We start from the raw sequence: 25003 nt of genomic DNA, 5'->3' as shown, positions 1-25003 counted from the left end.
CGCAACACCGGCGGGGTTTCCCCGTTTTCCGGAAGATGGAGTAATTCATTGACGGACTGCCGCATCCGCTTCGAGAATATCAGTAAATCCTACGGTGATTTCAAAGTTATAGATGGTTTGAACCTCGATATCGGCAAGGGCGAATTCGTGAGCTTGCTCGGCCCCTCCGGTTCAGGCAAGACCACGCTTCTGATGATGCTTGCCGGGTTTGAAAGCCCGAGCAGCGGGACGATTTATGTCGATGGAAAGCCTATCAATGCGGTTCCCTCATATAAGCGTAACATGGGCGTGGTTTTTCAGAACTATGCGCTTTTCCCGCATATGACCGTTGGCGAAAATGTTGCTTTTCCTTTGCAGATGCGTGGTGTTGGAAAGGGCGAGATCGGCAAGCTGGTGGATAAAGTGCTCGATATGGTGCAACTTTCCCCGATGCGCGAACGCAAGCCATCGCAACTGTCCGGCGGGCAACAACAGCGGGTGGCGCTTGCCCGTGCACTGGTTTTCGAGCCAGGTGTCGTCTTGATGGACGAGCCGCTGGGCGCTCTCGACAAGCAGTTGCGCGAGCAGATGCAACTCGATATCCGCGCGCTGCACAGCCGATTGGGATTGACGATTGTCTTCGTCACCCATGATCAGGGTGAAGCGCTGACCATGTCGGACCGGATCGCTGTCTTCAACAAAGGAAAAATTGAACAGATCGGCACGCCGCGTGCGATCTACGATGAGCCGCAAACGCGGTTTGTCGCCGAATTCATAGGCGAAACCAATCTCGCCGAAGGGATAATCGAGCGGATGGAAAACGCGCGTGCTTTTATTCGCCTGAAGGACGGCGGCACGCTGACCGCAGCATCCAAGGAAACTCTCGCGGCCGGGCAGAAGGTTCTCTTGTCCATCCGGCCTGAGCGTATCGAACTTGGCAGCGAGGATAATTCAGACAACCTCCTTAGAACGCGCGTGGTTGATAGCGTCTATCAAGGAGATCATCTGCGTATCCAGCTTGATGGGAGTGCGCATGATTTCATCGTGCGGCTAGACAGAAAATCGCGCGAATGGACGCCCGGAACTGATGTCGTCGCCAAGTTCAGTGCCGCTGATTGCTGGACGATCGCAGCATGACGGTTTTGTCCGGCAAAAATATTCGAGCGATATTTTTGATCACGCCTCTGCTTGTTTTTATCGCGCTGTTTTTTCTTTGGCCGCTCGGGGTGATGATGAAGCAGGCCGTGTCAGATACAGCGGTATTGCGCGTTCTACCCCGAACCGCAGAAGCGGTAAGTCTTTGGGACGGACAGTCGGGTCCATCGCCAGACATGAAGCAGGCCCTGGTAACGGACCTGAAATCTTCGACTGACCAACAGGCGATAGGCGATATGGTTCGGCGCTTGAACAGCGCTCAATCCGGCTTTCGCACGTTGATGAGCAAAACGCTTTCAGCCATCGAAAAGGGCGATCCTGTTCCAGATCTTGAAATGATCGACAAGCGATGGAGCCGGCCGGAGTTTTGGCGGGCGATTGCAAATGCGCTTTCCCCGACAACTGATCGCAACCTGCTTGCGGCCGTCGATATGGAGCGCTCGACATCGGGTGAAATTGTTTCTATGGCGCCGGGCACATCGGCAAACCGGGCGATCATGCTGCGTACTTTCTGGATTGCTGCTCTGGTGACATTGGCTTGTGCAGCGATTGGTTACCCCTACGCGGTCTTGCTGGCGTCATCTACGGGCTGGATCAAAAGCGTGCTGTTTGCTGCTGTTTTACTGCCGCTGTGGACATCGTTGCTGGTGCGAACGGCTGCCTGGTTCATTCTTTTGCAGGATAAGGGCCTCATCAACGATACGCTGATCTGGCTCGGCATAACCGATGCGCCTTTTCCCTTGATCTTCAACAGGGCGGGTGTGGTCATCGCCATGACGCATGTGCTTCTGCCGTTCATGGTGCTTCCGATCTACAGCGTGCTTGTGTCTATCCCAGGCAATCTCATGCCTGCAGCCGCATCTCTTGGTGCGCCGCCGTGGAGAGCGTTCCTGCGAGTGCTGCTTCCGTTGAGTATGCGCGGTATCGTGTCCGGCATGCTACTCGTATTTATGAGCGCGATTGGCTACTACATCACTCCTGCGTTGATCGGTGGACCGGGCGACCAGATGATAAGCTCGATCATTGCTTATTACGCAACCGGTTCGGCCAATTGGGGCATGGCCGGTGCACTTGGGCTCGTGTTGCTCGTAGCCTGTCTGATACTCTACGCGGTTTACGGACGGCTTACCGCCGATGATCCCCGGAGGGCATGAAGATGGGGCGCTTCGCGAAAATCGTGTTCGGTGCGGCTGCCGTGATCTTTCTGATCGCGCCGCTGTTCGCCATCCTTCCACTGGCATTTACCTCCAGCGTGTTTCTGACCTATCCGGTGCCGGGCTGGTCAGGGCGCTGGTTTGAGGAACTCGCGACAGCGGATGTCTGGCGCCGCGCGATCGTCAACAGCCTGATCATCGGTTCTGGGACTATGATTTTGGCAACCGTGTTGGGGACGATGGCCGCGCTTGGCTTGCGCAGCAGGATAATTTTTCTTTCCGGCCCCATTAAAACTCTGTTCCTATTGCCAATGGTCGTTCCCGCAGTAGTGCTGGGTGTGGGCATGCAACTGCTCTTCGTGCGATTGGGCATAGCAAATTCGTATCTTGGCGTGATTGTCGCGCACACCGTGATTTCGATCCCCTTTGTTCTGGTAAGCGTTACGGGTGCTCTTGGCGGTATCGACCGGCGTATCGAGCTGGCAGCCGAGAGCCTTGGCGCGTCGCCTCTCACAGTATTTCGAAAAATCACGCTTCCGCTTGCCATGCCGGGTATCGCTTCGGGTGCTGTGCTGGCATTCGCCACCTCGCTGGACGAGGTTGTTCTGACGCTGTTCGTCGCGGGACCAAATCAGCGTACCCTCGCGCGCCAGATGTTCTCGACAATTCGTGAGAACATCAGCCCGGCGATCGCTGCCGCAGCCTTTCTGTTTATTGCAGGCACCGTGCTTCTGGGGCTTGCGGTGATGCTTTTTCGCCGAAAGCGCATGAGTGGAGCAGTCTCCACCTAAGCACTGCCAGTGATTCTGACCGCTGCGATATTGTTTTTGTATCTTAACGATCAATTCGCGTCGAGAGGATGATGGACGACATCGTGCGCTCGACGCCTTCCAGCGCGCCTATGCGATCCAGAACGGCATCAAGCTCCTGTATGGAAGGGGCTTCCACAACGACGATCATATCGAAATGTCCGCTCACAGAATGAAGTGAACGGACGGCCATCATGCCGCGCAATGCAGTTTCGACCTTTGGCGCGAGCTTTGGCAAGGCAGTCACTAATACGTGGGCGCGCACCAGATCACGCTCGAACTCCGGGGCGATTCGGACCGTATAACCCTCGATGACACCGCGCTTTTCGAGCTTCTCGATACGGCTTTGAACCGTTGTTCGCGAAACTCCGAGGCGCCTCGCAAGGTCGGCCGTCGAAGCACGGGCATTTTCACGGAGGAGGGCGATGAGGATTAGATCTGCTTCTGTCGTCATAATGCATATAAAATACGTCAATATGCATAAACAAACAACGTCATATCGTCAGTTCGCATACTTCTTTTTGCATGGAACTATGCGATTCTTGCATATCCGAATTGCATTCCAAGGGGAATTTACATGAAAGAGATCGTTGTTGTAGGTGCAGGCAAAATCGGCGCTACCATTGCCGATCTTCTCGCTTCCACAGGCGAGTATGCTGTTACCGTTGTCGACCGCTCTCAAGCGCAGCTCGATGCACTGGAATCGGGTGCCGAAGTCAAGACGCAGGCGCTCGACATTGAAGACGCCAAGGCCCTCGAAGCTGCCTTGGCCGGCAAGTTTGCGGTACTCAGCGCCGCTCCGTTCCACCTGACGACCCGTATCGCCGAAGCTGCGGCCAAGGCAGGCGTGCATTATCTCGACCTGACCGAAGATGTGGCCAGCACGCGTCGCGTCAAGGAACTGGCGAAGGAAGCGAAGACGGCTTTCATTCCGCAGTGTGGCCTTGCTCCCGGCTTCATCTCCATCGTTGCCTATGATCTGGCGAAGCGTTTTGACAAGCTGGACAGCGTTCGTATGCGCGTTGGCGCTCTGCCGCAGTACCCTTCGAATGCTCTGAACTATAACCTGACCTGGAGCACGGACGGCGTCATCAACGAATATATCGAGCCATGCGAAGCTATCGTGAACGGCGAACTGACCGAAGTTCCTGCTCTCGAAGAGCGCGAAGAGTTTTCGCTTGATGGCGTCACCTACGAAGCCTTCAACACCTCGGGTGGTCTGGGCACGCTTTGCGAAACGCTGGAAGGCAAGGTGCGCACGCTCAACTACCGCACGATCCGCTATCCGGGTCACGTTGCGTTGATGAAGGCGCTTCTCAACGATCTCGGCCTGCGTCATCGCCGTGAAGTGCTCAAGGACATCTTCGAAAATGCCCTGCCGACCACTCTTCAGGACGTTGTGGTGATTTTCGTGACTGTGTCGGGCACCAAGAATGGTCGCCTGGTTCAGGAAACCTACGCGAATAAGGTCTATGCCGCTCCGGTTGGCAAGATCGTGCGCTCGGGCATTCAGATTACGACGGCTTCGGCGATCTGCGCCGTGCTCGACATGCTCGCCAAGGGCGATCTTCCACAGCAGGGCTTTATCCGCCAGGAAGACATTACGCTCGGAGCGTTCCTCGCGAACCGCTTTGGCAAGGCCTATGCACAGGAAGACCATTGCGCACGCATGGTTGCCTGATAGCTCCTGCCGCATGAATGCAGGGCCTGTTGCGCTTGTGCGCAGCAGGCCCTGTTTGCGTTTTGGTGGCGGCCGTCTCCGCCCTACCAAAGTCGCAATTGAATAGGATCGGATTTAAGCGCATTGCCCGATCCAAACTGGTGGATGGAATATGTTTGTCCGCTTGATGTGTATCTGTGCACCCCGAAACCACTACAATTCGGGATGTGCTTTGAAGAAGTAGGAAAGCTATGTTGAAATCAATTGTGCTGGCCGGTCTGGCCTCAGTCTTTCTCGCTTTGCCGGTTCAGGCGAAGGAATGGAAAGAAATCCGTATCGCCAGCGAAGGCGCATATCCTCCGTTCAACTACATGTCTCCAGACGGCAAGCTTGAAGGTTTCGATCTCGATATCGCCAATGCGCTTTGCGAAGCGATGGAAGCGAAATGCACGATCGTCGCGAATGACTGGGACGGCATGATCCCCGGTTTGCAGGCCAACAAGTTCGACGCAGTCATTGCTTCGATGGCTATCACCGAAGAGCGTGAAAAGCAGGTGGCCTTCACGGACCGCTACTACACGACACCGCTTGCGGTTGTCGTGCCGAAGGACACGGACATCACCTCGCTTGATCCGTCGGCATTCGACGGGAAAACGGTAGGCGCGCAGGCCGGCACCACGCAGGGCAACTATGCCGACGACGTCTACAGCAAGGCGGGCGCGGACGTGAAGCTCTACCCGACCGCCGACGAAGCCAATGCCGATCTTGAAAGCGGCCGTCTTGATGCCATCGCCGCCGACAAGTTTCTCGCCGCCGACTGGCTGAAGAAGCAGGGCGCAGATTGCTGCAAGTTCCTTGGTGATATTCCCGGTTCCGAAACGAAGATCGCGGTTGCCCTTCGCAAGGGTGATGATGATCTGCGCGAGCAGTTCAACGCGGCGATCAAGAAGATCCGTGAAGACGGCACCTACGAAACGATCCGCAAGAAGTATTTCGATTTCGACATCTATTGATGCCAAAATTTCATCGGGCGCTCTCCAAACATGGCTTGATGTCGGGAGCGTCCGGTGCTTCAGTTGGAAGACGCATAAAAAGGTGGGCGTTGCGCTGAACTGGTAATGCCCGATAATATAATTATAACAAAGGAATAAGGGGAACTCCCATGCTGAAAGCCATCCTGTTTGCAGGCGTTGCATCGGTAATCGCTGCCTTGCCAGCGCAGACCAGGGAATGGAAGGAAATCCGCATCGCGACGGAAGGTGCATATCCACCTTTCAACTTTGTCGCCGCGGATGGTTCGCTTCAGGGTCTGGATGTCGAAATTGCTGAGGCCCTGTGCAAGGCGATGGACGCCAAGTGCACCATCGTCGCCAACGACTGGGACGGGATGATACCCGGACTGAAGTCGAACAAGTTCGATGCGGTCGTCGCCTCGATGAGCATCACGGAAGAGCGCAAGAAAGAAGTTGCCTTCACCGACAAGTATTACTCCACGCCGCTTTCCGTTGCCGTGCCGAAGGATAGCCCGATCACGTCCCTGGATGCGGAGGCCTTCAAGGGAAAGACGATTGGTGCTCAAGGATCGACCACGCAGGGTAACTATGCCGAAGATGTCTACGGCAAGGCCGGTGCCGACGTGAAGCTTTACCCGACTGCCGATGAAGCCAACGCAGACCTGAAAAGCGGGCGCCTTGATGCGGTCGTTTCCGACAAGTTCCCGATCTCCGACTGGATCAAGGGTGACGGCGCGGATTGCTGCAAGCTTATTGGTGATATTCCCAATACGCAGACCGATACCGGGATAGCGTTGCGTCAGGGCGATGACGACCTGCGCGAACAATTCAACGCAGCAATCAAGAAAATTCGCGACGATGGTACCTATGCCACGATCGTGAAGAAATATTTCGACTTCGACATCTATTGATTGCTTGTAATAAAGGCAGCTCTTTGCTGTAACCAGCAACGCGCCGGCTGAAATCGGCGCGTTTATTTCTTTGTTTTATGGATGCGTAAATGCCGATTCAGCAACAAGATGTCATCGTTCTGGGGGCGGGTATTGTTGGTGTATCCACGGCACTGCATCTGCAGGCGCGGGGCCGTTCGGTGTGTCTGATCGACAAAAGCGAGCCCGGCAATGGCACCAGTTTCGGCAATGCCGGTCTGATCGAGCGTTCAAGCGTCATACCCTATTCCTTCCCGCAAGGCTTCTGGACGCTTGTTCGTTACGGCATGAACCGCCGTTCGGACGTTCGCTATAACCCCTTCTACATACCGAAAATGGCTCGTTGGCTTTTTCGATACTGGAGGGAATCGTCGCCGGAGCGGTTGAAGATTGCGACGGATGCCATGTTGCCCTTGATTGAGGCCAGCGTCCGGGAGCATGACAATCTGGTGGCCCAGTCCGGCAGTGAAAAATTGATCCGGTCACAGGGGTGGATCGAAGTTTTCCGGTCATCTTCGGCATTCGACACAGCGGTGCGCCGTTTGCCCGATCTGCAGCGTTTCAAACTGTCCTATGACATTCTGGATGCAGCAGCATTGCGGGAACGAGAAAAGTCGCTGGGCGATGTGGCTGGCGGCATTCATTGGCTCGATCCGAAGACCGTCGTTAACCCGGGGGGGCTGGTCAGAGCCTATACCGACCTGTTTATCAGAAACGGTGGGGTTTTCGTTCATGGCGATGCTGCAACCCTGACAGCGGAGGCGGGCGGTTGGCAGGTTACGACTGAGAACGGCATTGCGCATGCGCGTGACGTGGTCGTGGCGCTCGGTCCGCAGTCCGGTCTCGTCTTCAGGAAATTCGGCTATCCAATCCCGCTTGGCATCAAGCGGGGGCATCATCTTCACTTCACCATGAAGGACGGTTCGCGGCTCGGCCATACTGTTGTCGACGAAGAAGCAGGCTATGTTCTTGCGCCTATGGTGCAGGGGGTGCGGCTATCGACGGGCATAGAGTTCGCTTCACCCGATGCGCCCGCAAATTATATTCAACTCAGAAAAGACGAGAAGATTGCGCGCCAGCTTGTGCCGCAATTGGGAGAGGCTGTCGAAACCACGCCCTGGCTTGGATTGCGTCCTTGCCTGTCGGACATGCGCCCGGTCATCGGGGCCGCGCCGAAGCATAAAGGGCTATGGTTCAATTTCGGCCACGCTCATCACGGGCTTACGCTGGGGCCGGCGACAGGGCGCTTGCTTGCAGAGATGCTTGTCGGAGAAGAGCCCTTTGTCGATCCGAAGCCCTATTCGGCCGAGCGTTTTCTGTAGGCTGATTTAAAAATTTCGTGACAGGCTTGTCAGCTGCGGTCGAGCGGGGCTATCAATTGGCTCCACTCTCATATCGCGCAGTCGCGAACAATCGATCCGGAAAATCTCGTGAAAATGAAGCCTTTAGGCCGTACCGGCCTTACTGTAACTGAAATTTGCCTCGGCACCATGACCTGGGGCGTGCAGAATACCGAGTCCGATGCTCATGAGCAGCTCGACATTGCTTTTGATGCCGGTATCAACTTCATTGATACGGCCGAGGGATATGCCATCCCCATGAGCCCGGAGAGCTATGGCAAGACAGAGACCTATATCGGTACCTGGCTTAAGAAATCCGGAAAACGCGACAAGATCGTGCTGGCAAGCAAGATTGCTGGCGGCGGCAGGCAGAAGTGGATTCGAGATGGTGCCAAGCCAAGCCGCAACAGTGTCCGCGAAGCGGTGGAAAACAGCCTGAAGCGGCTTCAGACTGACTATATCGACCTTTATCAGGTCCATTGGCCGATGCGGGCGCACTATCATTTTGGCCAAAGCTGGACCTTCGATCCTTCCACTACGGACGGGGCTGCAGAAACCGAACAGATGCACGACGTGCTGCTCGGACTTGGAGACATGGTTCGCGACGGAAAGATCAGGCACATCGGTCTTTCCAATGAGACAGCCTGGGGAACAATGCAGTGGCTTCGTCTGGCCGAACAGCATGGCCGGCCGCGCGTCGCCTCGATCCAGAATGAATATAGTCTTTTGCAGCGTCAGTTCGATTTCGACTTAGCAGAGTTGTCGCTCTGCGAAAACGTGGGGTTGCTGGCCTATTCGACGCTGGCCGCTGGTGTACTGACCGGAAAATATCTGGGTGGGAAACTGCCAGCCGGTTCACGCGCAGCCATTTCCGAAGGTGGCCTCTGGCGCAACAATATTCATTCCGAGCCAGCCGTCCGCGCCTATATCGATGTTGCCACGAAGCACGGGCTCGATATCGCCCAGATGGCAATCGCCTTTGCGTTGACGCGCCCGTTCATGACGTCGGCGATAATTGGTGCGACAACTGTCGACCAGCTGAAGACTGATATCGCAGCTCACCAGGTCAAGCTCTCGGATGACGTAATGGCGGACATCGAAACCGTCTACAGACAGTATCCGCGCCCTCTTTGAGCCCAAAGTTCCAAAGGCCCGCCAGACCTGGCGGGCTTTTCTATCCCGCGAGATAGACCTCGTGCTTGACGATCCATTGGTCGATGGGCGTTTCACTTGAAGAACTGATAATCACCATTCTGTCGAAGCGAATGCTGCGGCCGACAAGCAAGCGTGCCATGCGTGCCATCTCTGTGTCGCGCGAGGCGTGGTCGGCGACGCCATAGGCAAGCGAGACATGAGGAAGAAAGGTCGAAACGTCTTTCTCCCCCGAAATATCGAGAGAATCCTGCTTCAGCGTCATCAGTGTCGGTGTTTTCTGCAGTGCAGCATAGAAGGAGCGGAAATAAGCTTCGGTTCCCGCCACATCGTCAACCAGAACGTCCAGCGGTTTGCGACCGACTGCAAGGCTGAGCACCAGGGGCAGCAGTTCATCTGCCGAACGTTTCATATCGGGCACGAGTGTCGCATGCGGCTCGAATATGGGTGAATTGAAGCTGGAAGCCAGATCGGTCACGATAGATTCGAGAAATCGGAGATCGTCACGGGCGGGACGCAACCAGATGGAATGGAATGTCATTGCTGTTGGATCTCCCCAACGCTGCGGTCATTTTTAATGGGCCTCACGCTGCTGCGGAGGATGAGTGGCAATTCGAGTATAATTGTCTGAGGTGGCGCGTTCGGTGCGGTCTGCCGCTCGTCCAACAACCGGATGATCTCGGCGGAAAGCCGTTCTGCGTTCTGATCGAATGTGGTCAGTCGATAGGCACCCCAACGTGCTTCCGCGACATTATCGAAGCCAATGACTGAGACATCGTCAGGAATGGAGAGATTGAAGACATCGCGCGCGCAGTCCATCATGCCGAATGCCATGAGATCGTTGACGCAGAAAATGCCTTCGACGCGCTCTCTTTCGCCCAGCATCAGAGAAGCGGCACCGTAACCGCCGTCATAATCTGTCAGTTCGCCACGCTGCACGCTGACGCTCAACCCAAGGCTTTCGCTTTTCGCGACGAAGGCTTCCTCGCGCTCGACCAGATTGAGGCTGCCGACATTCGACGTTATGAGGCCTAGTTTTTTCATGCCCCGTGCCGCGAAGATTTCGACAGCCGTTTCAGCGGCAAGCCGATTGTTGATATGGATGTGGTCGGCTCCCTCTTCTGTTCGCCCGACGAGAATAAGGGTCTGGCCGTTTCGTTGGGCAAGCTCGACAAATGACGAAGATGGCATGCCGGAAAGCACCACCGTCGCTTCTGCACGATAACGCAGCAGTGTTTCATGCGCGGCAGAGAGGTTCTCTCCGTGTTGGCCGGTCGGAATCAATACAGGAACACTGCCGCGGGCTGCGAGGCGACGGGAAAGTGCTGCGATCTGGCGCGAGCGAAACGGACTGTCGGGATCTGCCGCGATCATCCCGACAATACGGCTCCGATTGGCCAGAAGGCCGCGTGCAAGGTCATTGACCTGATAGCCGAGCTTTTCGGCAGCTTTCAGCACTTTCTCGCGTGTCGCAGGCGAGACACTGGCGCCTGGCGTAAAGGTGCGGGACACGGCGGAGCGGGATACGCCAGCCTCCAGTGCGACTTCGTGTGCGCTGATAAATCGAGGCAGGCTGTCCGCGATGTCATGCTCTCGCTGTGTTTCTTTATCTGGCATTTCACCGCCCTACTTTTGAAAGGACATCGGCCCTGAGGAAGCGCTCGACCACGAACATGAAGGCAATTGACGGCACCAGCAATATCAGAGCGCTGATCGATGCGATTTGATAATTGCCGCCGGAACTTGCTGTATAAAGCAGCAGGGGCAGGGTGGAAATATCCGGAGCGCCGACGAAGTAAGTGCCGGTGAACTCGTCGAGCGATTCAAGAAAGACAAAGATCGCGCTTGCAAGCAGGCCGGGCGCGGCTATCGGCAGGGTGATGTCGAAGAATGTCTTGAGTGCGGAAGCGCCCATTGAACGAGCCGCTTCTTCGATCTCGCGATCAATTGCTGAAAACGCTGCCGTGGCGATCCATACGGCATAAACCAGACCATGGGTGACATGCACCAGAACCACACCGGTGATCGTTCCATTCAGGCCGAATGAATAGAACATCTGCGCAATGTTCACGTAAACGGGCAGGTTAGGGAAAGCTTGCGGGATAAGCAGCGTCAACAGGATCAAGCCGCGAAAGGGCAGTTTCAATCGTGCGAGAGCATAACCGGCGGGAATGGCGAGGCCGAGCGATACGATCACGGTAAGCGCTGCAATAAGGACGCTTGTGCCGAGCGATGAGAGCGCATTGCCGCGAGGCGAAAACACATTCGCCCAGAATGAAAATCCATATTGAAGCGGCAGTGTATGCGGGAAATACCAACGCTCAGCTACAGCCCACAGGAGCAGGTTCGCGAGCGGTCCGAAAATCGCGAAGGCCAGCAGACCAAGCAATATGCCGCGTGGTATCCAGCGCCAGTCGAGAATGTTGCTCATTGGCCGTGCTCCTTCATGGTCTGGCGCAGGTAAGCCCAGGCGACGAGGCTGGTCATGAGAAGCGAGATCGTACCCAGCGCATTTGCGACGCCGTAATCGCCGTAGGCATTGATGCGGAACGCCATGTTGGCCGTAATCATCGTTGGCGACTGCGCATTGATCATCAACGGGACGGACAAGACGGACATCATGGTGACAAAGCTCAATATCAATCCAACGAGCAATGTCTGGCGGACTTGAGGAAGCACGATCTCGATGAGAATGCGCAGCCGTCTTGCACCAAGATTGCGAGCGGATTCGATTGTGCTGCGATCAAGGGATGCCATGGCGCCCGCCAGCAGCAGCGTGACAAACGGTGTCTGTTTCCAGACGAATGCGATGACGATGCCGCGCCAGTCCAGAAAGCTCATCGCTTGCAGTGGCGTGAGGACACCGGTTTCGATGAGCAGGCTGTTCATCAACCCATTCTTGGCCAGGAAGGTGCGAAGTATCTGGCCGACGACGATGAAGGGGATGAAAAGCGGCCAGCGATAGAGCCAGCGCAGAACGGTAACTGCCCGCGGATTGGAGCCGAGTGTCAGATAGCCACCGATAGCGATAGAGAACAACGCGATGAGCAGCGACGACAATGTGACGATGACGAAAGTGAAGATGATGTCGCTGGAATATAGCTCGAATGCCTTGGTGAAGTTGCCGGTTCCCCATTCACCGGAAACATGGAAAGCTCCAGTGATCGCCCCGAAAAGCGGTACGATGAACAGCAACAGCACGATCGCCAGCGCGGGCGCGACAAGAAGAATCCCCGTCAGTCGATGCGGCATTCCAAACCTCATGAAAGTGAGCGCAGGAGCGCTCAGACTGAGCTTCAGCCGAGCACTCCAATCGAAAATGTAGGGTTTAGTTGCCTACCTGACGTTCATATGCTTCCAGAATCGCGGTGTTATAGGGTGCGATCGGGAAAGGCTTTCCATATTTCGCAAGGTCGTCCGGCGAAATATCCGTGAAGAGCTTGTTCCAGGTGTCGCCGTCCAGCTCTGCCTTGACGTGGTCGGCGTCGATGCCCGGATACCAGTTGAAGCGCTTGACTATGCCTTCAGCCTGTACCTTCGGGCTTGTCGCCAACGCAACAAACTTTTCGGCCAATTCCTTGTGCGCACTCTTTTCCGGGATCACATAGTGCATGGGCTGTCCCGGCATTCCGGGCGCAGGAAGGACAAGTTTCATTTCCGGCGGTAGCTGTCCATTGGCCTTCCACGAATAGAACATGTCTACCCAGACCGGTCCCATCGCGATTTCGCCTCGGCTCAGCATGTCGAGTGTACCGGCATTGCCCGGGGTAAGGGTGGCGTTCTTTGTAAAGTCCTTGAGCGAGGAAAACGCCTTGTCCCAGTTCTTTGCTTCGCCTTCTTCGAAAGGACCCTTCATCAGTTTCTCTGCGTCGCCGCCATAAGCATAAATCCAGCCCATGACGAAACTTACGCCGGACGCTCCGCCCTTTATCCCGTTGTAACCGAACTGCTTCGGATTTTCTTTTGCCCATGCCACAAGCTCGTCATAGCTCTTCGGTGGATTGGCGACGAGCGCGGGATTATAGGCAAGCGCGGTTTGGCTGTTGAACATCGGCATGACATAACCGTCGACATCGGTGCCGAGCGCCATTTTTGCATTGTCGCGTGTCACCAGCTTGCCGCTGTCGATTTTGCCACGATAATTTTCGAGGAACTTTGCCGTTACCATCGGCCCGACGAATTTCTCGTGGACGACAGCGACGTCAGTGTCCCACTTTTCCACGCCAGCTTTCGACTGGGCTTCGAAGCGTTCGAGAACCTTCTGCGAGCCGGCATCGCCAGGACCGGTTCCGACCACGCGAACGGTCGTGCCGGGATTCTCCTTCTCGAACAACGGTCCAAGATACTGATTGATGTAATCGACCATGTTCTGGTCGCCTGCCGTGATGACGGTAAGTTCGTCTGCGGCAGCCGGTGCAACGGTGATGCCGATCGCCATTGCCGCGTTCAGGATAGTTCTCATGAAAGGACTCCTGTCTGAAACCGGGGTTTCCGGTCTTATGATTGAAAACAGATGCGGAGCATCTGGTGGTGCTGTTGATCGGGAACGGTAATAATCGCGGGGGCGCATGCCCGTGAAAGCAAGCTTGAAACGGGTATTCTCCCACTTCGGCCGGCGATGCGGATTGCGGCTTGAATGCACAGCCGTGCATTGAAGGGTTCATTAAAGATTCCGTAGTGCATTGATCTCGGATCTCCTTAACTCAACACTAGGCGCGGGCAGCGAAGCTACAGCCCACGGACTATCTGTCGAACAAAAACAGGGCATGCTCCGGTATGCGGATTTCTACATTTGCCCCAGGTTGGTGGCTCGCCTGAGCGTCGACCATGATGTGCCTATCCCCAACACGGATCATATGTCTCCAAAGGCCGCCGGGATAACTGGTTTGTTCGACTGTGCCATTGAGGACCAATTCGGCTGTGGGGGAGTCGGGATCAGCCCCGGGCTTGGCAAGGCGTGCTGCTTCGCTGCGGAAACGTGCCGATGCCAAGCCATCGGACAGATTGCGGCGACCTGCGGAAATAGTGCTGGCCTTGTTATTGGCGCCCGCAGCGATCTCTATGCGATCAGCCTTGATCTGGATCGCTACCTCGATCAGGTTTTCCGCGCCCATGAATGCTGCGACGAAATCCGACGCCGGATGATTGTAGACCTCTTCGGGCGCGCCAGCCTGGGCGATTTCACCATTATTGAGAATGACGATACGGTCGGCCATGACCATGGCCTCTTCGCGGTCGTGCGTCACATGAACTGCGGTGATGCCGAGACGGCGCTGCAAGGCGCTGATTTCATGGCGAACCGATAGTCGGATGCGTGCATCGAGATTGGACAGCGGTTCATCCAGAAGCAGGATGTCAGGCTGAATGGCGAGTGCGCGCCCGAGGGCGACACGCTGGCGTTGGCCGCCGGAAAGGGCGACAGGTTTGCGTTCCAGCAAGGCATCCAGCCCCAGCAGGCGCGCAATGTCTTCGACCTTCTGCTTGATGGTTTCCTTCGCTACGCCGCGAATGCGCAAGCCGTAGCCCATATTCTGCGCAACAGTCATGTGCGGCCAGAGCGCATAAGACTGGAAGACAAGTGCCATGCCGCGCTTGTCCGGAGGCAGTCTGGTCACATCCTTGCCGTTTACCCGGATTGCGCCGCCGGATGGCATGTTGAAACCCGCAATGGCTCGCAACAAAGTTGTCTTGCCGCAGCCAGAGGAGCCCAGAAGCGCGACGAACTCGCCTTTTTTGACGGATAGGTTTACGCCTTTGAGAACTTCATTATTGCCATAGCGAACGCGCGCGTCCGCCACCTCCAAAAACGCTGGCATAAGCGGCTCCTCCCCAGGATCGCCGGCTGATTTTATATTTTCTGCACAGCCGTGCAAATTGGATTGAAGCATCTTTAAGCAACCTCGACAAGCCGCAAAAATGAAACTGCGCCGGAAAAACTGTCTCGAGTTCCATTATGGAACGCCGTTTGGTGGCTGTTTATCGGGATTTCATAACAGCTGTATGACGTAACGCCGATAACGTGGACAGCTTTGCAATGCTGTCCACGCCACATACTAGCAGGTCTGGTAGAGACTTTAGAACCGAACTTCACCGTCAGCGTCTAGACGCTCTTCGACTTTGGCAGTCTGTCGGGAAACGTAAATGAACGCGGCAAGGAATATCACTGTCATCAGCAGAACGATTGTAGGGGCAGGCGCGCTGTCGATGAAGAACGACAGATAGACCCCGAAGAAGGAAGCAAAAACCGCAATCGCTGCGGCGAGCAACATCATGGTGCTGAACTTGCGTGTAAGGAGAAACGCAATCGCACCCGGCGCAATCAACATGGCAATGGCCAGAATGATACCCACCGCTTTCAAAACGCCGACAATCGTCAACGAGATCAGGCAAAGCAGGCCATAATGCAGCAGGCGGACCGGCAGGCCCACTGCGCGGGCTTGTGCCGGATCGAATGCGTGTAGCAGGAAATCCCGCCATTTGACGAGAAGGATGCCAGCGGTGAGTGCGGCAATAACGGCCGTTTCGACCAGATCGGACAATGTTATGCCGAGCATGTCGCCAAACAAAATGTGGTCGAGATGGACCGTCGAGCGGATCGCAACATAAAGAACCAGACCGAGGCCGAACATGCCGGAGAATACGATGCCCATCACTGTATCCTGCTTGATACGGCTGTTTTCGGTGAGATAACCCGTTGCAAGAGCACAGGACATGCCCGCTACAAACGCTCCGAAGCCGAAAGGTATTCCGATGATGTAGGCGACGACCACACCCGGAAGAACGGCATGGCTGATCGCATCCCCCATCAATGACCAGCCCTTGAGAACCAGAAAGCAGGACAGCAATGCCGTCGGGATCGCGATGAGGACTGAAATGGCCAAGGCATAGCGCATGAACTCGAACTGAAATGGGGCGGCCAGAGTTTCAAAAATGGTCATTGCTGGAACTCCCTGAGGGCTAATGAAGCCTTGCGCCGTGCTGCCAGCAGTCCGTGCTTTGGAGCCAGGAGGAATACGTTGAGAAAAACCAGTGTCTGGAGCACGACGATGATGCCCCCCGTCGCACCATCCAGAAAATAGCTCACATAGGCCCCGACAAAGCTTGTGACAGAGCCAATCGCGACAGCGATCCACAGCAGTCGCGAAAACCGGTCCGTCAGCAGATAAGCGGTTGCGCCCGGCGTCACCACCATACAGATGACGAGGAATGCGCCGACCGTTTGCATGGCAGCGACAGTGGATGCCGACAGCAATGTGAAAAACATGATCTTCAGCAGAACGGGCCTCAGGCCTATCGAACGCGCATGGTTCTCATCAAAGAACACCACCATCAGGTCTTTCCACTTCAAAAGAAGCAGCGACAGGGAAACGAAGCCGATAATCGCCAGCTGCAATGTATCCTCCGGGGTGATGGCGAGGATATTGCCCAGAACGATGGTTTGAACGCTGACTGCCGTCGGCTTGAGCGAGATCATGAAAAGCCCGAGCCCGAAGAACGAGGAGAAGATCAGGCCGATGATGGCGTCTTCCATCAGCTTTGTCCTTTGGTTGAGGAAAAGCATCGCTGCCGCTGCAAGGCCGCCCGAGAAGAACGCGCCGATGGAGAAGGGGAGGCCAAGCATGTAAGCGCCTGCAACACCCGGAACGATTGAATGGGAAAGGGCGTCACCAATAAGCGACCAACCCTTTAGCATGAGATAGGCCGAAAGAAAGGCACACACGCCACCCACCAAGGCGGAAACCCACATTGCATTCAACATGTAGTTATAGCTGAATGGCTCAAGCAGCAGCGTCATTGTTTCCGGCTCCGGTTTTGGGGCGCCGAACCCTCTTTTTCATAAACAACGAAAGGGCGTTCATCGTCCGTTATGACGCTGACGGGTGCTCGTCCGGAACGTTCATTCCCGCTCAGTACGAGATGGCGCAACACACCGCCGAAAGTCTTTTCGAGATTTTCCTGCGTGAAGACTTCGGTGGTCCGACCGTAGTCAAGCACCGTGTGTTTCAACAATACGGTTTGGTCACAGAATTCGGGAACGCTGCCGAGATTATGCGACGAGACCAGCATGACGCATCCTTCATCCCGAAGGCTGCGAAGAAGAACGATGATCGCTTCTTCGGTCTTGACGTCCACGCCGGTAAAGGGTTCGTCCAAAAGAATGACGCGTCCATCCTGGGCCAGCGCTCGTGCGAGAAACACCCGTTTCTTTTGCCCGCCGGAAAGCTCGCCGATCTGCCGATGACGAAACTCAAGCATGTTCACACGGGCAAGCGCATTCTCTACCGCTTCCCTGTCGGGACGGCGCGGAATGCGAAGCATGCCCATGTGGCCGTAGCGTCCCATCATGACGACATCTTCAACGAGCACCGGGAAATTCCAGTCGACATCTTCGCTCTGCGGAACATAGGCCACCAGATTGCGCTTCAGTGCAGCTTCGACCTGCATTCCGAGTATGGATATTTCACCTTTGGCGAGTTTTACAAACCCCATGATCGCCTTGAACAGGGTTGATTTTCCTGAGCCGTTAACGCCTACCAGCGCCGTAATTGTTCCGGTCGGAATAGCAAAGCTCGCATTACGCAGGGCCGTATGGCCATTCCGGTAAGTGACCGTGGCGTCTTTTACATAGATTCCTTTTTCCGGCGCGGACTGAAGTACTTTCTCAATATCTACGGACAAATTCATTGCTTAAGTCCATCAGCGATGGTGCGCGAAGTAACTTTCAGCAAGTCAATATATGTCGGCACAGGACCATCCGGTTCTGAAAGTGAATCGACATAGAGAACCCCGGCATATTTTGCACCGGTTTCGCGGGCTACTTGCTTCGCAGGGGCGGGGGACACGGTGCTCTCCGAAAATACGGCGGAGATGCCGTTTTTACGCACTCCATCAATCACTTTGCGAACCTGCTGGGGCGTGCCCTGTTGGTCTGCATTGATTGGCCAGAGATAAAGTTCCTTCAGGTTGAAGTCCCGCGCAAGATAGGAAAATGCGCCCTCACTCGAAACCAGCCAGCGCTTTTCCTCTGGGATGGCCTCCATCTCTGCCCGGATCGGGTCGATAGCGGCTTTGATCTTTGCCTTGTAGGCTTCGGCGTTTGATTTGTAGGTAGCTGCATTGGCCGGATCGTTTTTGACAAAGGCGTCCCGAATATTATCGACATAGATCAGCGCGGCATTCGGGGACATCCATGCATGTGGATTCGGCTTACCGTTATATGGGCCCTCGGTGATGTCCATGGGCTTCACGCCGTTGGACACGATTGCGCTTGGAACATTGTTGAGACGGGAGAAGAATTTTTCGAACCAAAGCTCCAGCCCCAGCCCGTTCCAGAGTACCAGCTTCGCATCCTGCGCTTTGATCAGGTCTCCGGGCGTGGGCTGGTAATTATGAATCTCCGCGCCTGGCTTCGTAATAGATTCAACGATTGCAGCATCGCCCGCAACATTCTGCGCAATATCGGCAATAACGGTAAATGTCGTCACGGCCTTGAATTTCTCCGCCAGCGCACGGGTTGCGCTAGACCAGACGAGAGCTGCACTCAAAAGACCAAGCGTTGCTGTTCGTAAAATGCAATTCCGCATATTTCAATCCTTGTTGCTAATAATTTGCAATTGCATAATCGAATAACAGTCGACTGACAAGTGCTTTTGCGATCCATTTGCATCTATAAGGCTGGCTAGGGCTCAAGATTCCGATTGCAAAAAGCATTTACACGTATAGATTGCACATGCCATGTTGGGTTGCATTGCGAAGGGTGCGCCAGTGCCGGAGGGGCATGCGGACTCCCGACAAACCAAGTTTATTCTCTGCTTGGATTGAATGAATGAGGTGACGATGAGCTTACTGATTGACTTGTTGTTGAATATTCTCTGGGATGGGGCTGAGGAATGGTTGTGTATGAACCACATATGAGTGGGACTAGATGGGGCTTCACCTGCGCCACTACGCAGATCGGGCCGGTCAATTATCGCGCAAGCGGGACGACTTTCCTCGTCTTCAGAGAACAGGTTCGCAATCTGAGGTGGTGTTGTTCTGGCCGGGATGGCGAGAATTCCAATTGCCCGACCGGTACCGTGTTTATCATTCCGGCTTTCGTGAAATTAACAATCGATTGGCCCGAGCCCACAGAAGTACTGATAGGGCATTTTGATGGACAGCTTCTTCGGGATGTTTTTTTCGAGAATATTTGGAAGCACGAGATCAAGAACTTTGGGAGTGCTGCAAAATTTTTATGTAAAGAATGCTTGCCGATATCAAATATGATCTGGGATGAAATCCGCCTGCGAGGTGAGGGGGATGAGCCTTATCTGCGCGCTCTTGGTTTGGTCCTTATGCATACGATAGCTCGCAGTGCACCGGGCAATCGAATTTCCACTGATAGCAAAGCTGGACTCAGCAAGCTGGCGTGCCATCGTATTGAAACATACCTCTCCCAGAATTTTCATCAGCCTGTTTCGGTCCGGGATATGGCTGATTTGGTCGGAATTTCGGCAGGCCATTTTTCAACGTCCTTTCGCAATAGTTTCGGACAGACACCTCATCAGTACCTAATGGCGCTAAAGCTCGATGAAGCCGAGCGGCTGCTTAAAAAGACATCTATGTCGATACGAGATATTGCGCGCCATTTGAGCTTTTCCAGCCAGAGCCATCTAACCACAGCTTTGCGGAAATACCGGCAACTCACCCCGGGCGAACTGCGCAAATAGATCCAAACTCAATTCCCAGGTGCTTATCCTTCGGCGCGTGCTTCGTCTGGATGTTGATTCATCGAGCAGTTGGCGTGTCGGTTGGCTTCCGCTTCAACCATTTGCGCCAGATGTGAATTTCACTTCGGCGGCGCCAGCGGCGGACCCGATGAGAATCGTGCGACAGAACGATAAGTCCGAGGGGAAGCATCCAGAAACCTAGAATCGGGAGAAACCCCAGAGATCCGCCGACTACGAGTGAACCGCCAAGCATACGACGCATCATGACAGATTGCGGCATGGGGATTCGCCGACCAAGAATCACAATGGCTTTTTTTCGGGGCATTTCGGCGTACTGATCACTCACTGGGTCGTCTCTCAGGCTGATATGTTACAATTCACAGGCGGAAAATCTCCCAGAGAATATAGGGTTTCGAAGGCAGAATGCAAAAAGATGAAAAAAAAATGGATTTAGCCCTTTGCAAAGGCGAAATCCTTTTGCTATACGCCACCTCGCTGACGCAACGAGCACCTGTTCCCCGGTAGCTCAGCGGTAGAGCAACCGGCTGTTAACCGGTTGGTCGCTGGTTCGAATCCGGCCCGGGGAGCCACTTCACGCTCGATAACTTTATAAATCCATAATCATAAGACCTTAGGCTACGCTGCAGCTATCTCAGCCGTATGCTCAAACGACTCTGTTAAGGAAGCCTGAGCGGCACGTCATAAGCCTGACATGTCAGCCTGGCGCTAAGGGTGCCCATAGCTGAGCCGTTATCTGTTTCGAAAAACCGTAAGCGCCTTCCAATAAAAATGCCTGAGCAAGCGGCGGATTTGCGCTAGGTTCCGCTCATCGGTATAAGTTCGAGCGCTACATTGTTCGGGAGTGATTTATGCGTTTGGCATCCAGTTTTATTGTTATGAATTTAGCCTTGGTTTCCGTATCTCCGGCTTTTGCTGGTGCGAAAGAAGATGCGCTGACACTTCATAAGGCCGTCGTTTCGGGGATGATGACTTATATCGAACTGGGCGAGAGTTCCGATGGGCGATCCAGGGAGCTGGGCGTCGCGATGGAAGAAAAGGTGACGACTCCCGTCGCACGTGCTCAGTCTGACTGGCGACAAGCCGCAGACGCGGATGCAAGCTCCGCTGAGTATAAGGCATTCGTAAGTTGTGACGTCGCTGCTGGCTCCCTCATGAAAGTTTCGCAGACAATATCCGAGTACGTTAAAAGCGACAGCACTGATGAACCAGACTACGATCCTTTGCTGACGAAATTTTCCGAGGATTTGACCCTGTGTGAAAAGGAACTTGGCGTTCCTTTGACTTTCTAGACATTGGTAGCGAGCGTCCAACCGCTTCAGGTGAGGAACATTTTCACTCCGAATTTCGTTGAACCTACTATTGGTCCAACTGTCGGAGTGAAAAAATGAAACTTTCAGTCCTTATGGCGCTACTGTTAAGCTTTTCGAGTGGGTCTTTCGCCCAGGAATCGGGGATGCCGACACAGTCAGGCACACAGGAACCCGAAGTGCCGGGCAACCCGCCGCTGGCGCCGGGACGGCCGCCGTCTGATCCTGACAGCGTTGACGTTCCTAAAGCGTCCGAATCGCAGAAACAGGATCGACTTCAGAACTCCAAAATGGATCAGTGTGTTCCGGGGCAGGACGCAAGGAAGTGTGTTGAACAGCAGCGCGGCCGTAAATGACGCTTGCGGTTTCGTATACTGCGAAAGTACTCGATCTGACAGCGGTCGGATAACTCTGTTAATTGATTCCTGTCTCCAACAGAGGCTCGTTGGAGGATTTAAAAAATCTTGCATTAATCTCGCTTATCTTTGCGAGTTCTTATTTCCGATTGGACTGGCGATCAGCCACTCGATAACGTCTTCTCTGTTTGCTTGTTGAGCGTGGTCAACAAGAACGTCGTAAATGGCGGCGATGGTTGCTTGCGCCATCACGTTATTCATTTGCAGAATGTCGACAGTTTCCCAGCCACATTGTTCAATTGCTGTGGCTACTTTATCGATGAGAAGAGGATGGGCCACGTTGAGTTCCATTATGGTAAAGAGATGCCACTCTACCATAAGAAGCCAGCGATGAAGTTGATTTCAATCAACCGCAGGTTTGGGTGACGACTGAGGGTTTCGCTGAGCGGTTTGGTTGGCTAGGAATGGCGGGGTTTGACACTGGGGCTCGCCGGTCCGCGCTGCATAAAAAATCTTGGGAAATCGAACGAAGCTTGAAATACCAAATGAGTTTGAGAACGGAATGACAAAAAAATGTATGAAAGGCTGTTCAACGCGGAAGCGCCGGCAGGGAGTAAAGATTGAGATGAAGATTCTTTTTGGGGTGATCGGTGTTGCCGGTCTGCTTTCAGCCACTAATCTGGGGCTGGCGCAGGATCTGACACGACTATGCCAAACCGTTGAAATGCAGTATCGAAACCTGCCTCGCAACGGCAAAGTCAGCACCAAAACCCCGGATGTTCTCGCCCAGTTGGTCGCGACGGCGTCCACCGGCATTACCGAAGCCACGACGACTGTCGAGGATGTTACGCCGGAAAAACTGGTGGAATGGGCTAAAGCCGGGACGCCACCTGTCTCGTTACCGAGCGAATTGGTCGAACAGATAATAGGCAACACCGATACAATACAGGATATGAATCATTTGCCGGGTACGAATTTTTACGTTGTGAACGGTACGGCCGGATCGCTGTCCTGCTATCAGCCGGGCGTATATTTCAGGATAGAGAACGGACAAGTCGTAAATGCCAAGGGGCCCGACAACTGGCTTGAAGAAGGAAGCGGATGCCAGGTCATTCGATCATTTGGGACCATCGACTCGGTTCCTGTTGCCTTTGAAAAGGGATATAATGGCGAAGACAGCGACTATGTTCTCAATATCTCGCCATGGACAGGAACTGGTTTTGGCCCTGCTTGCACCGCGACTTTTCAGTTTGAAAACGGTCGGCTTTCCCACGTCACTGTGAAGTGAGCCGTCTAGCACTGGAGGTGACTGTCAGATGTCACTGAAGCCGTAGCGAATTTGAAAAGAGCTGGATATCGGTGCCGGAAAAAGCGAATTTTCCGGCACCGATCCGAATCCGACGCTATATAACCGTCAACGCACGTATCGGGGTGCCGACGCATTGTGGTCGCGAGGTCCTTCTAGTGCCAGCAATCAATGGAATCGTTATCGAAAGGCTTGATATCCACGAGCCAAACTGCGCCGAGCTATAAAGCTCTCTCGGGCGTAACGCCACGAACAATCGGGGAGATGTTTGAGACGGGCGGCTCACAGAGCATGCCTGTGAGTTTATCGGGCTGGCGTTCCGCTACCTTGCTTTGTTTATCATAACAAACGGAATCAGATGTGTTGGGTGGATTTGCGAGACCTTTTTGTAACCCCTTGTAATTCAAGGGAATCAATTTGCAGAATGGCGCAACAAGGCCACCCGCTAAGGTGTCAACGGTAAACTTGGCGACTTATTGATTTTATTTGGGAAAATTGGAGGCCTCGCCCGGAATCGAACCGGGGTGCAAGGATTTGCAGTCCTCTGCGTAACCACTCCGCCACGAGGCCTTCCGTAAAGCTGTTGCCAAATCACTTGGCATTGCCTTGGTCCGTTCCAATATTGATACAGATCGGTCTCGTCAAGCCGTTAGAGGCAAATGTAGAAAATTTCTCCATGGGTTTCCACGACGAGAAAACTCAAGGCTGTTCATCTCTGTCTGGTGGCATTTGCGGGCGGGCCAGATTACCCTTGGAGAAAGTATAGCCTGTTTCGACAACACTCACCCCGAACTTGTTCCTCAACCGGTCGATGGCATTCTCGGCGACGGCGCGTTTGGTGGCCTGTGTGTCCACAAGATCGGGCGGATCGGCCCGGTCGCTTGAAGAAAGTTCGCTAACGCCAATTCCAAGCAGACGAAATTTCGTTCCGTCCAGTTCTTTTTCAAGAAGCTGCAATCCATGGCGGAAGATTCTATCTGCAAGTTGGGTGGGGTCGGAAAGCTGGCGATTGCGGGTACGCAATTTGAAATCGCGGGTTTTCAGCTTCAAGACGACGGTGCGTCCGGCTATGTCACCCGCTTTTAGTCGCCGGGATACTTTTTCGGCAAGTGCGCGAAGCACCGGAATGAGATCATTTGCGTCCGACAGGTCGTTGTTGAAGGTCGTCTCGGCTGAGACGCTTTTCATGTCGTGATCAGGCTCGACCTTGCGGCTATCCTGTCCTCGCGACAGGCGGTAAAGACGCTGGCCCATGGTGCCGTAGGCTTTCATGAGCGTTCCTTCCTCCATCGTCTGGAGTTGGCCAATGGATCGGATTCCGTCGCTTTCCAGTTTGGCTGCAAAGGCCTTGCCGACGCCCCAGATCGTGCTGACCGATCGGTCCCGCAGAAAGGCCAATGCCTCCGCTTCGCCGATAACAGAAAAACCGCGCGGCTTTTCGATGTCTGATGCAACCTTGGCTAGAAATTTGCAGTAAGAAAGCCCTATCGAGGCGGAGATGCCTATTTCGTCCTCAACCCTTTTGGCAAAGCGCGCCAGAACGATTGCGGGCGGCGCTTTGTGCAGTCGCTCGGTGCCGCTCAGATCCAAGAATGCCTCATCGATAGAGAGTGGCTCGACGAGAGGTGTCAGGTCACGCATCATCTGCCGTACGTCGCGACCGACGCGCACGTATTTTTCCATATTAGGTTTAATGACAACTGCGTCCGGACAGGCTTCCAGCGCCTTGAACATGGGCATGGCAGACCGCACACCATGAATACGGGCGAGATAGCAGGCAGTCGATACGACGCCGCGCTTCCCGCCGCCGATGATGAGGGGTTTGTCCCGTAACTCCGGATTGTCGCGCTTTTCGACCGAGGCGTAAAATGCATCGCAATCAATATGGGCGAGGGAGAGCCTGTAAAGCTCGCGATGGCGAAGAAGACGCGGACTGCCGCATGCATGGCAACGCCTGCCTGTATCCGTCTTTTGCGGCGCAAGGCAATCGCGGCATACACCTTTTTCCGGACTGTTAGGGGCAGTGGTGTCAGCCATGAGGACGAACCGTCTGATGAACATAAAAGGAACATCCTTTTATAGCATCGAAAGGCTGAAGCGCCACCGGCATATA

General features: G+C 54.5%; 25 protein-coding genes and 2 tRNA genes. 12 read left to right on the top strand and 15 right to left on the bottom strand.

Annotated features, from left to right (window positions below; all coding sequences use genetic code 11):
- The first annotated feature begins 48 nt into the window (after positions 1 to 48).
- Genes ACOWVS_RS08405 through ACOWVS_RS08395 form a run of 3 tightly spaced genes read left to right on the top strand, consistent with a single transcriptional unit; the run spans position 49 to position 3079 of the window.
- On the top strand, positions 49 to 1116 hold the full coding sequence (locus tag ACOWVS_RS08405; protein ID WP_006468969.1) for an ABC transporter ATP-binding protein: 1068 nt from the start codon (positions 49 to 51) through the stop codon (positions 1114 to 1116).
- Positions 1113 to 2288, top strand: a complete 1176-nt coding sequence (locus ACOWVS_RS08400) for an ABC transporter permease (RefSeq protein WP_006471411.1) — start codon at positions 1113 to 1115, stop codon at positions 2286 to 2288. The genes ACOWVS_RS08405 and ACOWVS_RS08400 overlap by 4 nt, the downstream gene beginning before the upstream one ends.
- A gap of 2 nt (positions 2289 to 2290) precedes the next feature.
- Positions 2291 to 3079: an ABC transporter permease gene (locus ACOWVS_RS08395; RefSeq protein ID WP_031346961.1), complete on the top strand. Its 789-nt coding sequence runs from the start codon at positions 2291 to 2293 to the stop codon at positions 3077 to 3079.
- Positions 3080 to 3122: 43 nt separating this feature from the next.
- On the opposite strand, the gene ACOWVS_RS08390 is transcribed toward ACOWVS_RS08395, so the two are convergent.
- Positions 3123 to 3551: an Lrp/AsnC family transcriptional regulator gene (locus tag ACOWVS_RS08390; protein ID WP_021587257.1), complete on the bottom strand. Its 429-nt coding sequence runs from the start codon at positions 3549 to 3551 to the stop codon at positions 3123 to 3125.
- Between the two features lie 123 nt (positions 3552 to 3674).
- Between ACOWVS_RS08390 and ACOWVS_RS08385 the strand changes: the two genes are divergently transcribed.
- The 5 genes from ACOWVS_RS08385 to ACOWVS_RS08365 all read left to right on the top strand — a co-directional run bounded on the left by ACOWVS_RS08385 (position 3675) and on the right by ACOWVS_RS08365 (position 9173).
- The gene (locus ACOWVS_RS08385; protein WP_006468965.1) at positions 3675 to 4778 is read left to right on the top strand and encodes a saccharopine dehydrogenase family protein; all 1104 of its coding nucleotides are present in this window, start codon (positions 3675 to 3677) and stop codon (positions 4776 to 4778) included.
- 230 nt (positions 4779 to 5008) lie between these two features.
- Complete coding sequence (locus ACOWVS_RS08380; RefSeq protein WP_006471410.1) at positions 5009 to 5770, top strand: ABC transporter substrate-binding protein; 762 nt, start codon at positions 5009 to 5011, stop codon at positions 5768 to 5770.
- Between the two features lie 149 nt (positions 5771 to 5919).
- Positions 5920 to 6681 carry an ABC transporter substrate-binding protein gene (locus ACOWVS_RS08375; protein ID WP_075041877.1) on the top strand — a complete coding sequence of 254 codons (762 nt, stop codon included), beginning with the start codon at positions 5920 to 5922 and terminating at the stop codon, positions 6679 to 6681.
- Between the two features lie 89 nt (positions 6682 to 6770).
- Complete coding sequence (locus ACOWVS_RS08370) at positions 6771 to 8021, top strand: NAD(P)/FAD-dependent oxidoreductase (RefSeq protein WP_075041878.1); 1251 nt, start codon at positions 6771 to 6773, stop codon at positions 8019 to 8021.
- Between the two features lie 114 nt (positions 8022 to 8135).
- On the top strand, positions 8136 to 9173 hold the full coding sequence (locus ACOWVS_RS08365; RefSeq protein WP_075041879.1) for an aldo/keto reductase: 1038 nt from the start codon (positions 8136 to 8138) through the stop codon (positions 9171 to 9173).
- A 40-nt stretch (positions 9174 to 9213) separates the two neighbouring features.
- Here ACOWVS_RS08365 and ACOWVS_RS08360 read toward each other — a convergent pair whose 3' ends face one another.
- The 10 genes from ACOWVS_RS08360 to ACOWVS_RS08315 form a co-directional block, all read right to left on the bottom strand.
- Positions 9214 to 9732 carry a haloacid dehalogenase gene (locus ACOWVS_RS08360; RefSeq protein ID WP_075041880.1) on the bottom strand — a complete coding sequence of 173 codons (519 nt, stop codon included), beginning with the start codon at positions 9730 to 9732 and terminating at the stop codon, positions 9214 to 9216.
- Positions 9729 to 10808, bottom strand: coding sequence for a LacI family DNA-binding transcriptional regulator (locus ACOWVS_RS08355; RefSeq protein WP_075041881.1), 1080 nt, complete (start codon positions 10806 to 10808; stop codon positions 9729 to 9731). Before ACOWVS_RS08355 ends, ACOWVS_RS08360 begins: the two co-directional genes overlap by 4 nt.
- Before the next feature lies 1 nt (position 10809).
- Positions 10810 to 11622 carry an ABC transporter permease gene (locus tag ACOWVS_RS08350; RefSeq protein WP_075041882.1) on the bottom strand — a complete coding sequence of 271 codons (813 nt, stop codon included), beginning with the start codon at positions 11620 to 11622 and terminating at the stop codon, positions 10810 to 10812.
- The gene (locus ACOWVS_RS08345) at positions 11619 to 12443 is read right to left on the bottom strand and encodes an ABC transporter permease (protein ID WP_075041883.1); all 825 of its coding nucleotides are present in this window, start codon (positions 12441 to 12443) and stop codon (positions 11619 to 11621) included. Before ACOWVS_RS08345 ends, ACOWVS_RS08350 begins: the two co-directional genes overlap by 4 nt.
- 76 nt (positions 12444 to 12519) lie before the next feature.
- On the bottom strand, positions 12520 to 13653 hold the full coding sequence (locus ACOWVS_RS08340) for an extracellular solute-binding protein (RefSeq protein WP_031346958.1): 1134 nt from the start codon (positions 13651 to 13653) through the stop codon (positions 12520 to 12522).
- Between the two features lie 280 nt (positions 13654 to 13933).
- Positions 13934 to 15007, bottom strand: coding sequence for an ABC transporter ATP-binding protein (locus tag ACOWVS_RS08335; RefSeq protein WP_075041884.1), 1074 nt, complete (start codon positions 15005 to 15007; stop codon positions 13934 to 13936).
- A 258-nt stretch (positions 15008 to 15265) separates the two neighbouring features.
- Positions 15266 to 16129, bottom strand: coding sequence for a metal ABC transporter permease (locus ACOWVS_RS08330; RefSeq protein WP_025090169.1), 864 nt, complete (start codon positions 16127 to 16129; stop codon positions 15266 to 15268).
- A complete protein-coding gene (locus tag ACOWVS_RS08325; RefSeq protein ID WP_075041885.1) occupies positions 16126 to 16986 on the bottom strand; it encodes a metal ABC transporter permease in 861 nt (286 codons plus the stop codon). Before ACOWVS_RS08325 ends, ACOWVS_RS08330 begins: the two co-directional genes overlap by 4 nt.
- Entirely contained in the window at positions 16983 to 17876 is an 894-nt protein-coding gene (locus ACOWVS_RS08320; RefSeq protein WP_081375267.1) for a manganese/iron ABC transporter ATP-binding protein, read from the bottom strand. The genes ACOWVS_RS08325 and ACOWVS_RS08320 overlap by 4 nt, the downstream gene beginning before the upstream one ends.
- A complete protein-coding gene (locus ACOWVS_RS08315; protein ID WP_139309263.1) occupies positions 17873 to 18775 on the bottom strand; it encodes a metal ABC transporter substrate-binding protein in 903 nt (300 codons plus the stop codon). Before ACOWVS_RS08315 ends, ACOWVS_RS08320 begins: the two co-directional genes overlap by 4 nt.
- 327 nt (positions 18776 to 19102) lie before the next feature.
- Here ACOWVS_RS08315 and ACOWVS_RS08310 point away from each other — a divergent pair, with 327 nt between their 5' ends.
- Positions 19103 to 19900 (top strand): AraC family transcriptional regulator, encoded by a 798-nt coding sequence (locus tag ACOWVS_RS08310; RefSeq protein WP_247644430.1) that lies wholly within the window; start codon positions 19103 to 19105, stop codon positions 19898 to 19900.
- Between the two features lie 58 nt (positions 19901 to 19958).
- Here the strand turns inward: ACOWVS_RS08310 and ACOWVS_RS08305 are convergent, their stop codons facing one another.
- Positions 19959 to 20225, bottom strand: coding sequence for a hypothetical protein (locus ACOWVS_RS08305; RefSeq protein WP_152849512.1), 267 nt, complete (start codon positions 20223 to 20225; stop codon positions 19959 to 19961).
- Positions 20226 to 20415: 190 nt separating this feature from the next.
- On the opposite strand from ACOWVS_RS08305, the gene ACOWVS_RS08300 reads away from it, so the two are divergent.
- Together ACOWVS_RS08300 and ACOWVS_RS08295 are read left to right on the top strand one after the other, a co-directional pair.
- A tRNA-Asn gene (locus ACOWVS_RS08300) sits at positions 20416 to 20490 on the top strand.
- 279 nt (positions 20491 to 20769) lie between these two features.
- Positions 20770 to 21210 carry a hypothetical protein gene (locus ACOWVS_RS08295; RefSeq protein WP_006468951.1) on the top strand — a complete coding sequence of 147 codons (441 nt, stop codon included), beginning with the start codon at positions 20770 to 20772 and terminating at the stop codon, positions 21208 to 21210.
- A gap of 497 nt (positions 21211 to 21707) precedes the next feature.
- Here the strand turns inward: ACOWVS_RS08295 and ACOWVS_RS08290 are convergent, their stop codons facing one another.
- Positions 21708 to 21923, bottom strand: coding sequence for a hypothetical protein (locus ACOWVS_RS08290; protein WP_139309264.1), 216 nt, complete (start codon positions 21921 to 21923; stop codon positions 21708 to 21710).
- 286 nt (positions 21924 to 22209) lie between these two features.
- Here ACOWVS_RS08290 and ACOWVS_RS08285 point away from each other — a divergent pair, with 286 nt between their 5' ends.
- The gene (locus ACOWVS_RS08285; protein ID WP_075041891.1) at positions 22210 to 22872 is read left to right on the top strand and encodes a hypothetical protein; all 663 of its coding nucleotides are present in this window, start codon (positions 22210 to 22212) and stop codon (positions 22870 to 22872) included.
- Positions 22873 to 23386: 514 nt separating this feature from the next.
- On the opposite strand, the gene ACOWVS_RS08280 is transcribed toward ACOWVS_RS08285, so the two are convergent.
- Together ACOWVS_RS08280 and ACOWVS_RS08275 are read right to left on the bottom strand one after the other, a co-directional pair.
- Positions 23387 to 23460: transfer RNA gene (locus tag ACOWVS_RS08280), tRNA-Cys, on the bottom strand.
- Positions 23461 to 23589: 129 nt separating this feature from the next.
- Positions 23590 to 24927, bottom strand: coding sequence for a DNA polymerase IV (locus tag ACOWVS_RS08275; RefSeq protein WP_075041920.1), 1338 nt, complete (start codon positions 24925 to 24927; stop codon positions 23590 to 23592).
- Positions 24928 to 25003 lie beyond the last annotated feature (76 nt).

Source organism: Brucella sp. IR068 (genome assembly GCF_049065885.1).
GTDB lineage: Bacteria > Pseudomonadota > Alphaproteobacteria > Rhizobiales > Rhizobiaceae > Brucella > Brucella intermedia.
The sequence above is the reverse complement of the archived record's forward strand: the minus strand, read 5'-3'. Positions and strand labels throughout refer to the sequence as shown.

Coding starts and splice junctions, on each gene's coding strand:
- ACOWVS_RS08310 (WP_247644430.1), top strand. CDS start 19,103: ATGAGTGGGACTAGATGGGGCTTCACCTGCGCCACTACGCAGATCGGG.
- ACOWVS_RS08275 (WP_075041920.1), bottom strand. CDS start 24,927: ATGGCTGACACCACTGCCCCTAACAGTCCGGAAAAAGGTGTATGCCGC.
- ACOWVS_RS08365 (WP_075041879.1), top strand. CDS start 8,136: ATGAAGCCTTTAGGCCGTACCGGCCTTACTGTAACTGAAATTTGCCTC.
- ACOWVS_RS08370 (WP_075041878.1), top strand. CDS start 6,771: ATGCCGATTCAGCAACAAGATGTCATCGTTCTGGGGGCGGGTATTGTT.
- ACOWVS_RS08350 (WP_075041882.1), bottom strand. CDS start 11,622: ATGAGCAACATTCTCGACTGGCGCTGGATACCACGCGGCATATTGCTT.
- ACOWVS_RS08400 (WP_006471411.1), top strand. CDS start 1,113: ATGACGGTTTTGTCCGGCAAAAATATTCGAGCGATATTTTTGATCACG.
- ACOWVS_RS08325 (WP_075041885.1), bottom strand. CDS start 16,986: ATGACGCTGCTGCTTGAGCCATTCAGCTATAACTACATGTTGAATGCA.
- ACOWVS_RS08395 (WP_031346961.1), top strand. CDS start 2,291: ATGGGGCGCTTCGCGAAAATCGTGTTCGGTGCGGCTGCCGTGATCTTT.
- ACOWVS_RS08285 (WP_075041891.1), top strand. CDS start 22,210: ATGAAGATTCTTTTTGGGGTGATCGGTGTTGCCGGTCTGCTTTCAGCC.
- ACOWVS_RS08335 (WP_075041884.1), bottom strand. CDS start 15,007: ATGCCAGCGTTTTTGGAGGTGGCGGACGCGCGCGTTCGCTATGGCAAT.
- ACOWVS_RS08345 (WP_075041883.1), bottom strand. CDS start 12,443: ATGCCGCATCGACTGACGGGGATTCTTCTTGTCGCGCCCGCGCTGGCG.
- ACOWVS_RS08340 (WP_031346958.1), bottom strand. CDS start 13,653: ATGAGAACTATCCTGAACGCGGCAATGGCGATCGGCATCACCGTTGCA.
- ACOWVS_RS08385 (WP_006468965.1), top strand. CDS start 3,675: ATGAAAGAGATCGTTGTTGTAGGTGCAGGCAAAATCGGCGCTACCATT.
- ACOWVS_RS08305 (WP_152849512.1), bottom strand. CDS start 20,225: ATGCCCCGAAAAAAAGCCATTGTGATTCTTGGTCGGCGAATCCCCATG.
- ACOWVS_RS08330 (WP_025090169.1), bottom strand. CDS start 16,129: ATGACCATTTTTGAAACTCTGGCCGCCCCATTTCAGTTCGAGTTCATG.
- ACOWVS_RS08315 (WP_139309263.1), bottom strand. CDS start 18,775: ATGCGGAATTGCATTTTACGAACAGCAACGCTTGGTCTTTTGAGTGCA.
- ACOWVS_RS08355 (WP_075041881.1), bottom strand. CDS start 10,808: ATGCCAGATAAAGAAACACAGCGAGAGCATGACATCGCGGACAGCCTG.
- ACOWVS_RS08295 (WP_006468951.1), top strand. CDS start 20,770: ATGCGTTTGGCATCCAGTTTTATTGTTATGAATTTAGCCTTGGTTTCC.
- ACOWVS_RS08320 (WP_081375267.1), bottom strand. CDS start 17,876: ATGAATTTGTCCGTAGATATTGAGAAAGTACTTCAGTCCGCGCCGGAA.
- ACOWVS_RS08380 (WP_006471410.1), top strand. CDS start 5,009: ATGTTGAAATCAATTGTGCTGGCCGGTCTGGCCTCAGTCTTTCTCGCT.
- ACOWVS_RS08390 (WP_021587257.1), bottom strand. CDS start 3,551: ATGACGACAGAAGCAGATCTAATCCTCATCGCCCTCCTCCGTGAAAAT.
- ACOWVS_RS08360 (WP_075041880.1), bottom strand. CDS start 9,732: ATGACATTCCATTCCATCTGGTTGCGTCCCGCCCGTGACGATCTCCGA.
- ACOWVS_RS08375 (WP_075041877.1), top strand. CDS start 5,920: ATGCTGAAAGCCATCCTGTTTGCAGGCGTTGCATCGGTAATCGCTGCC.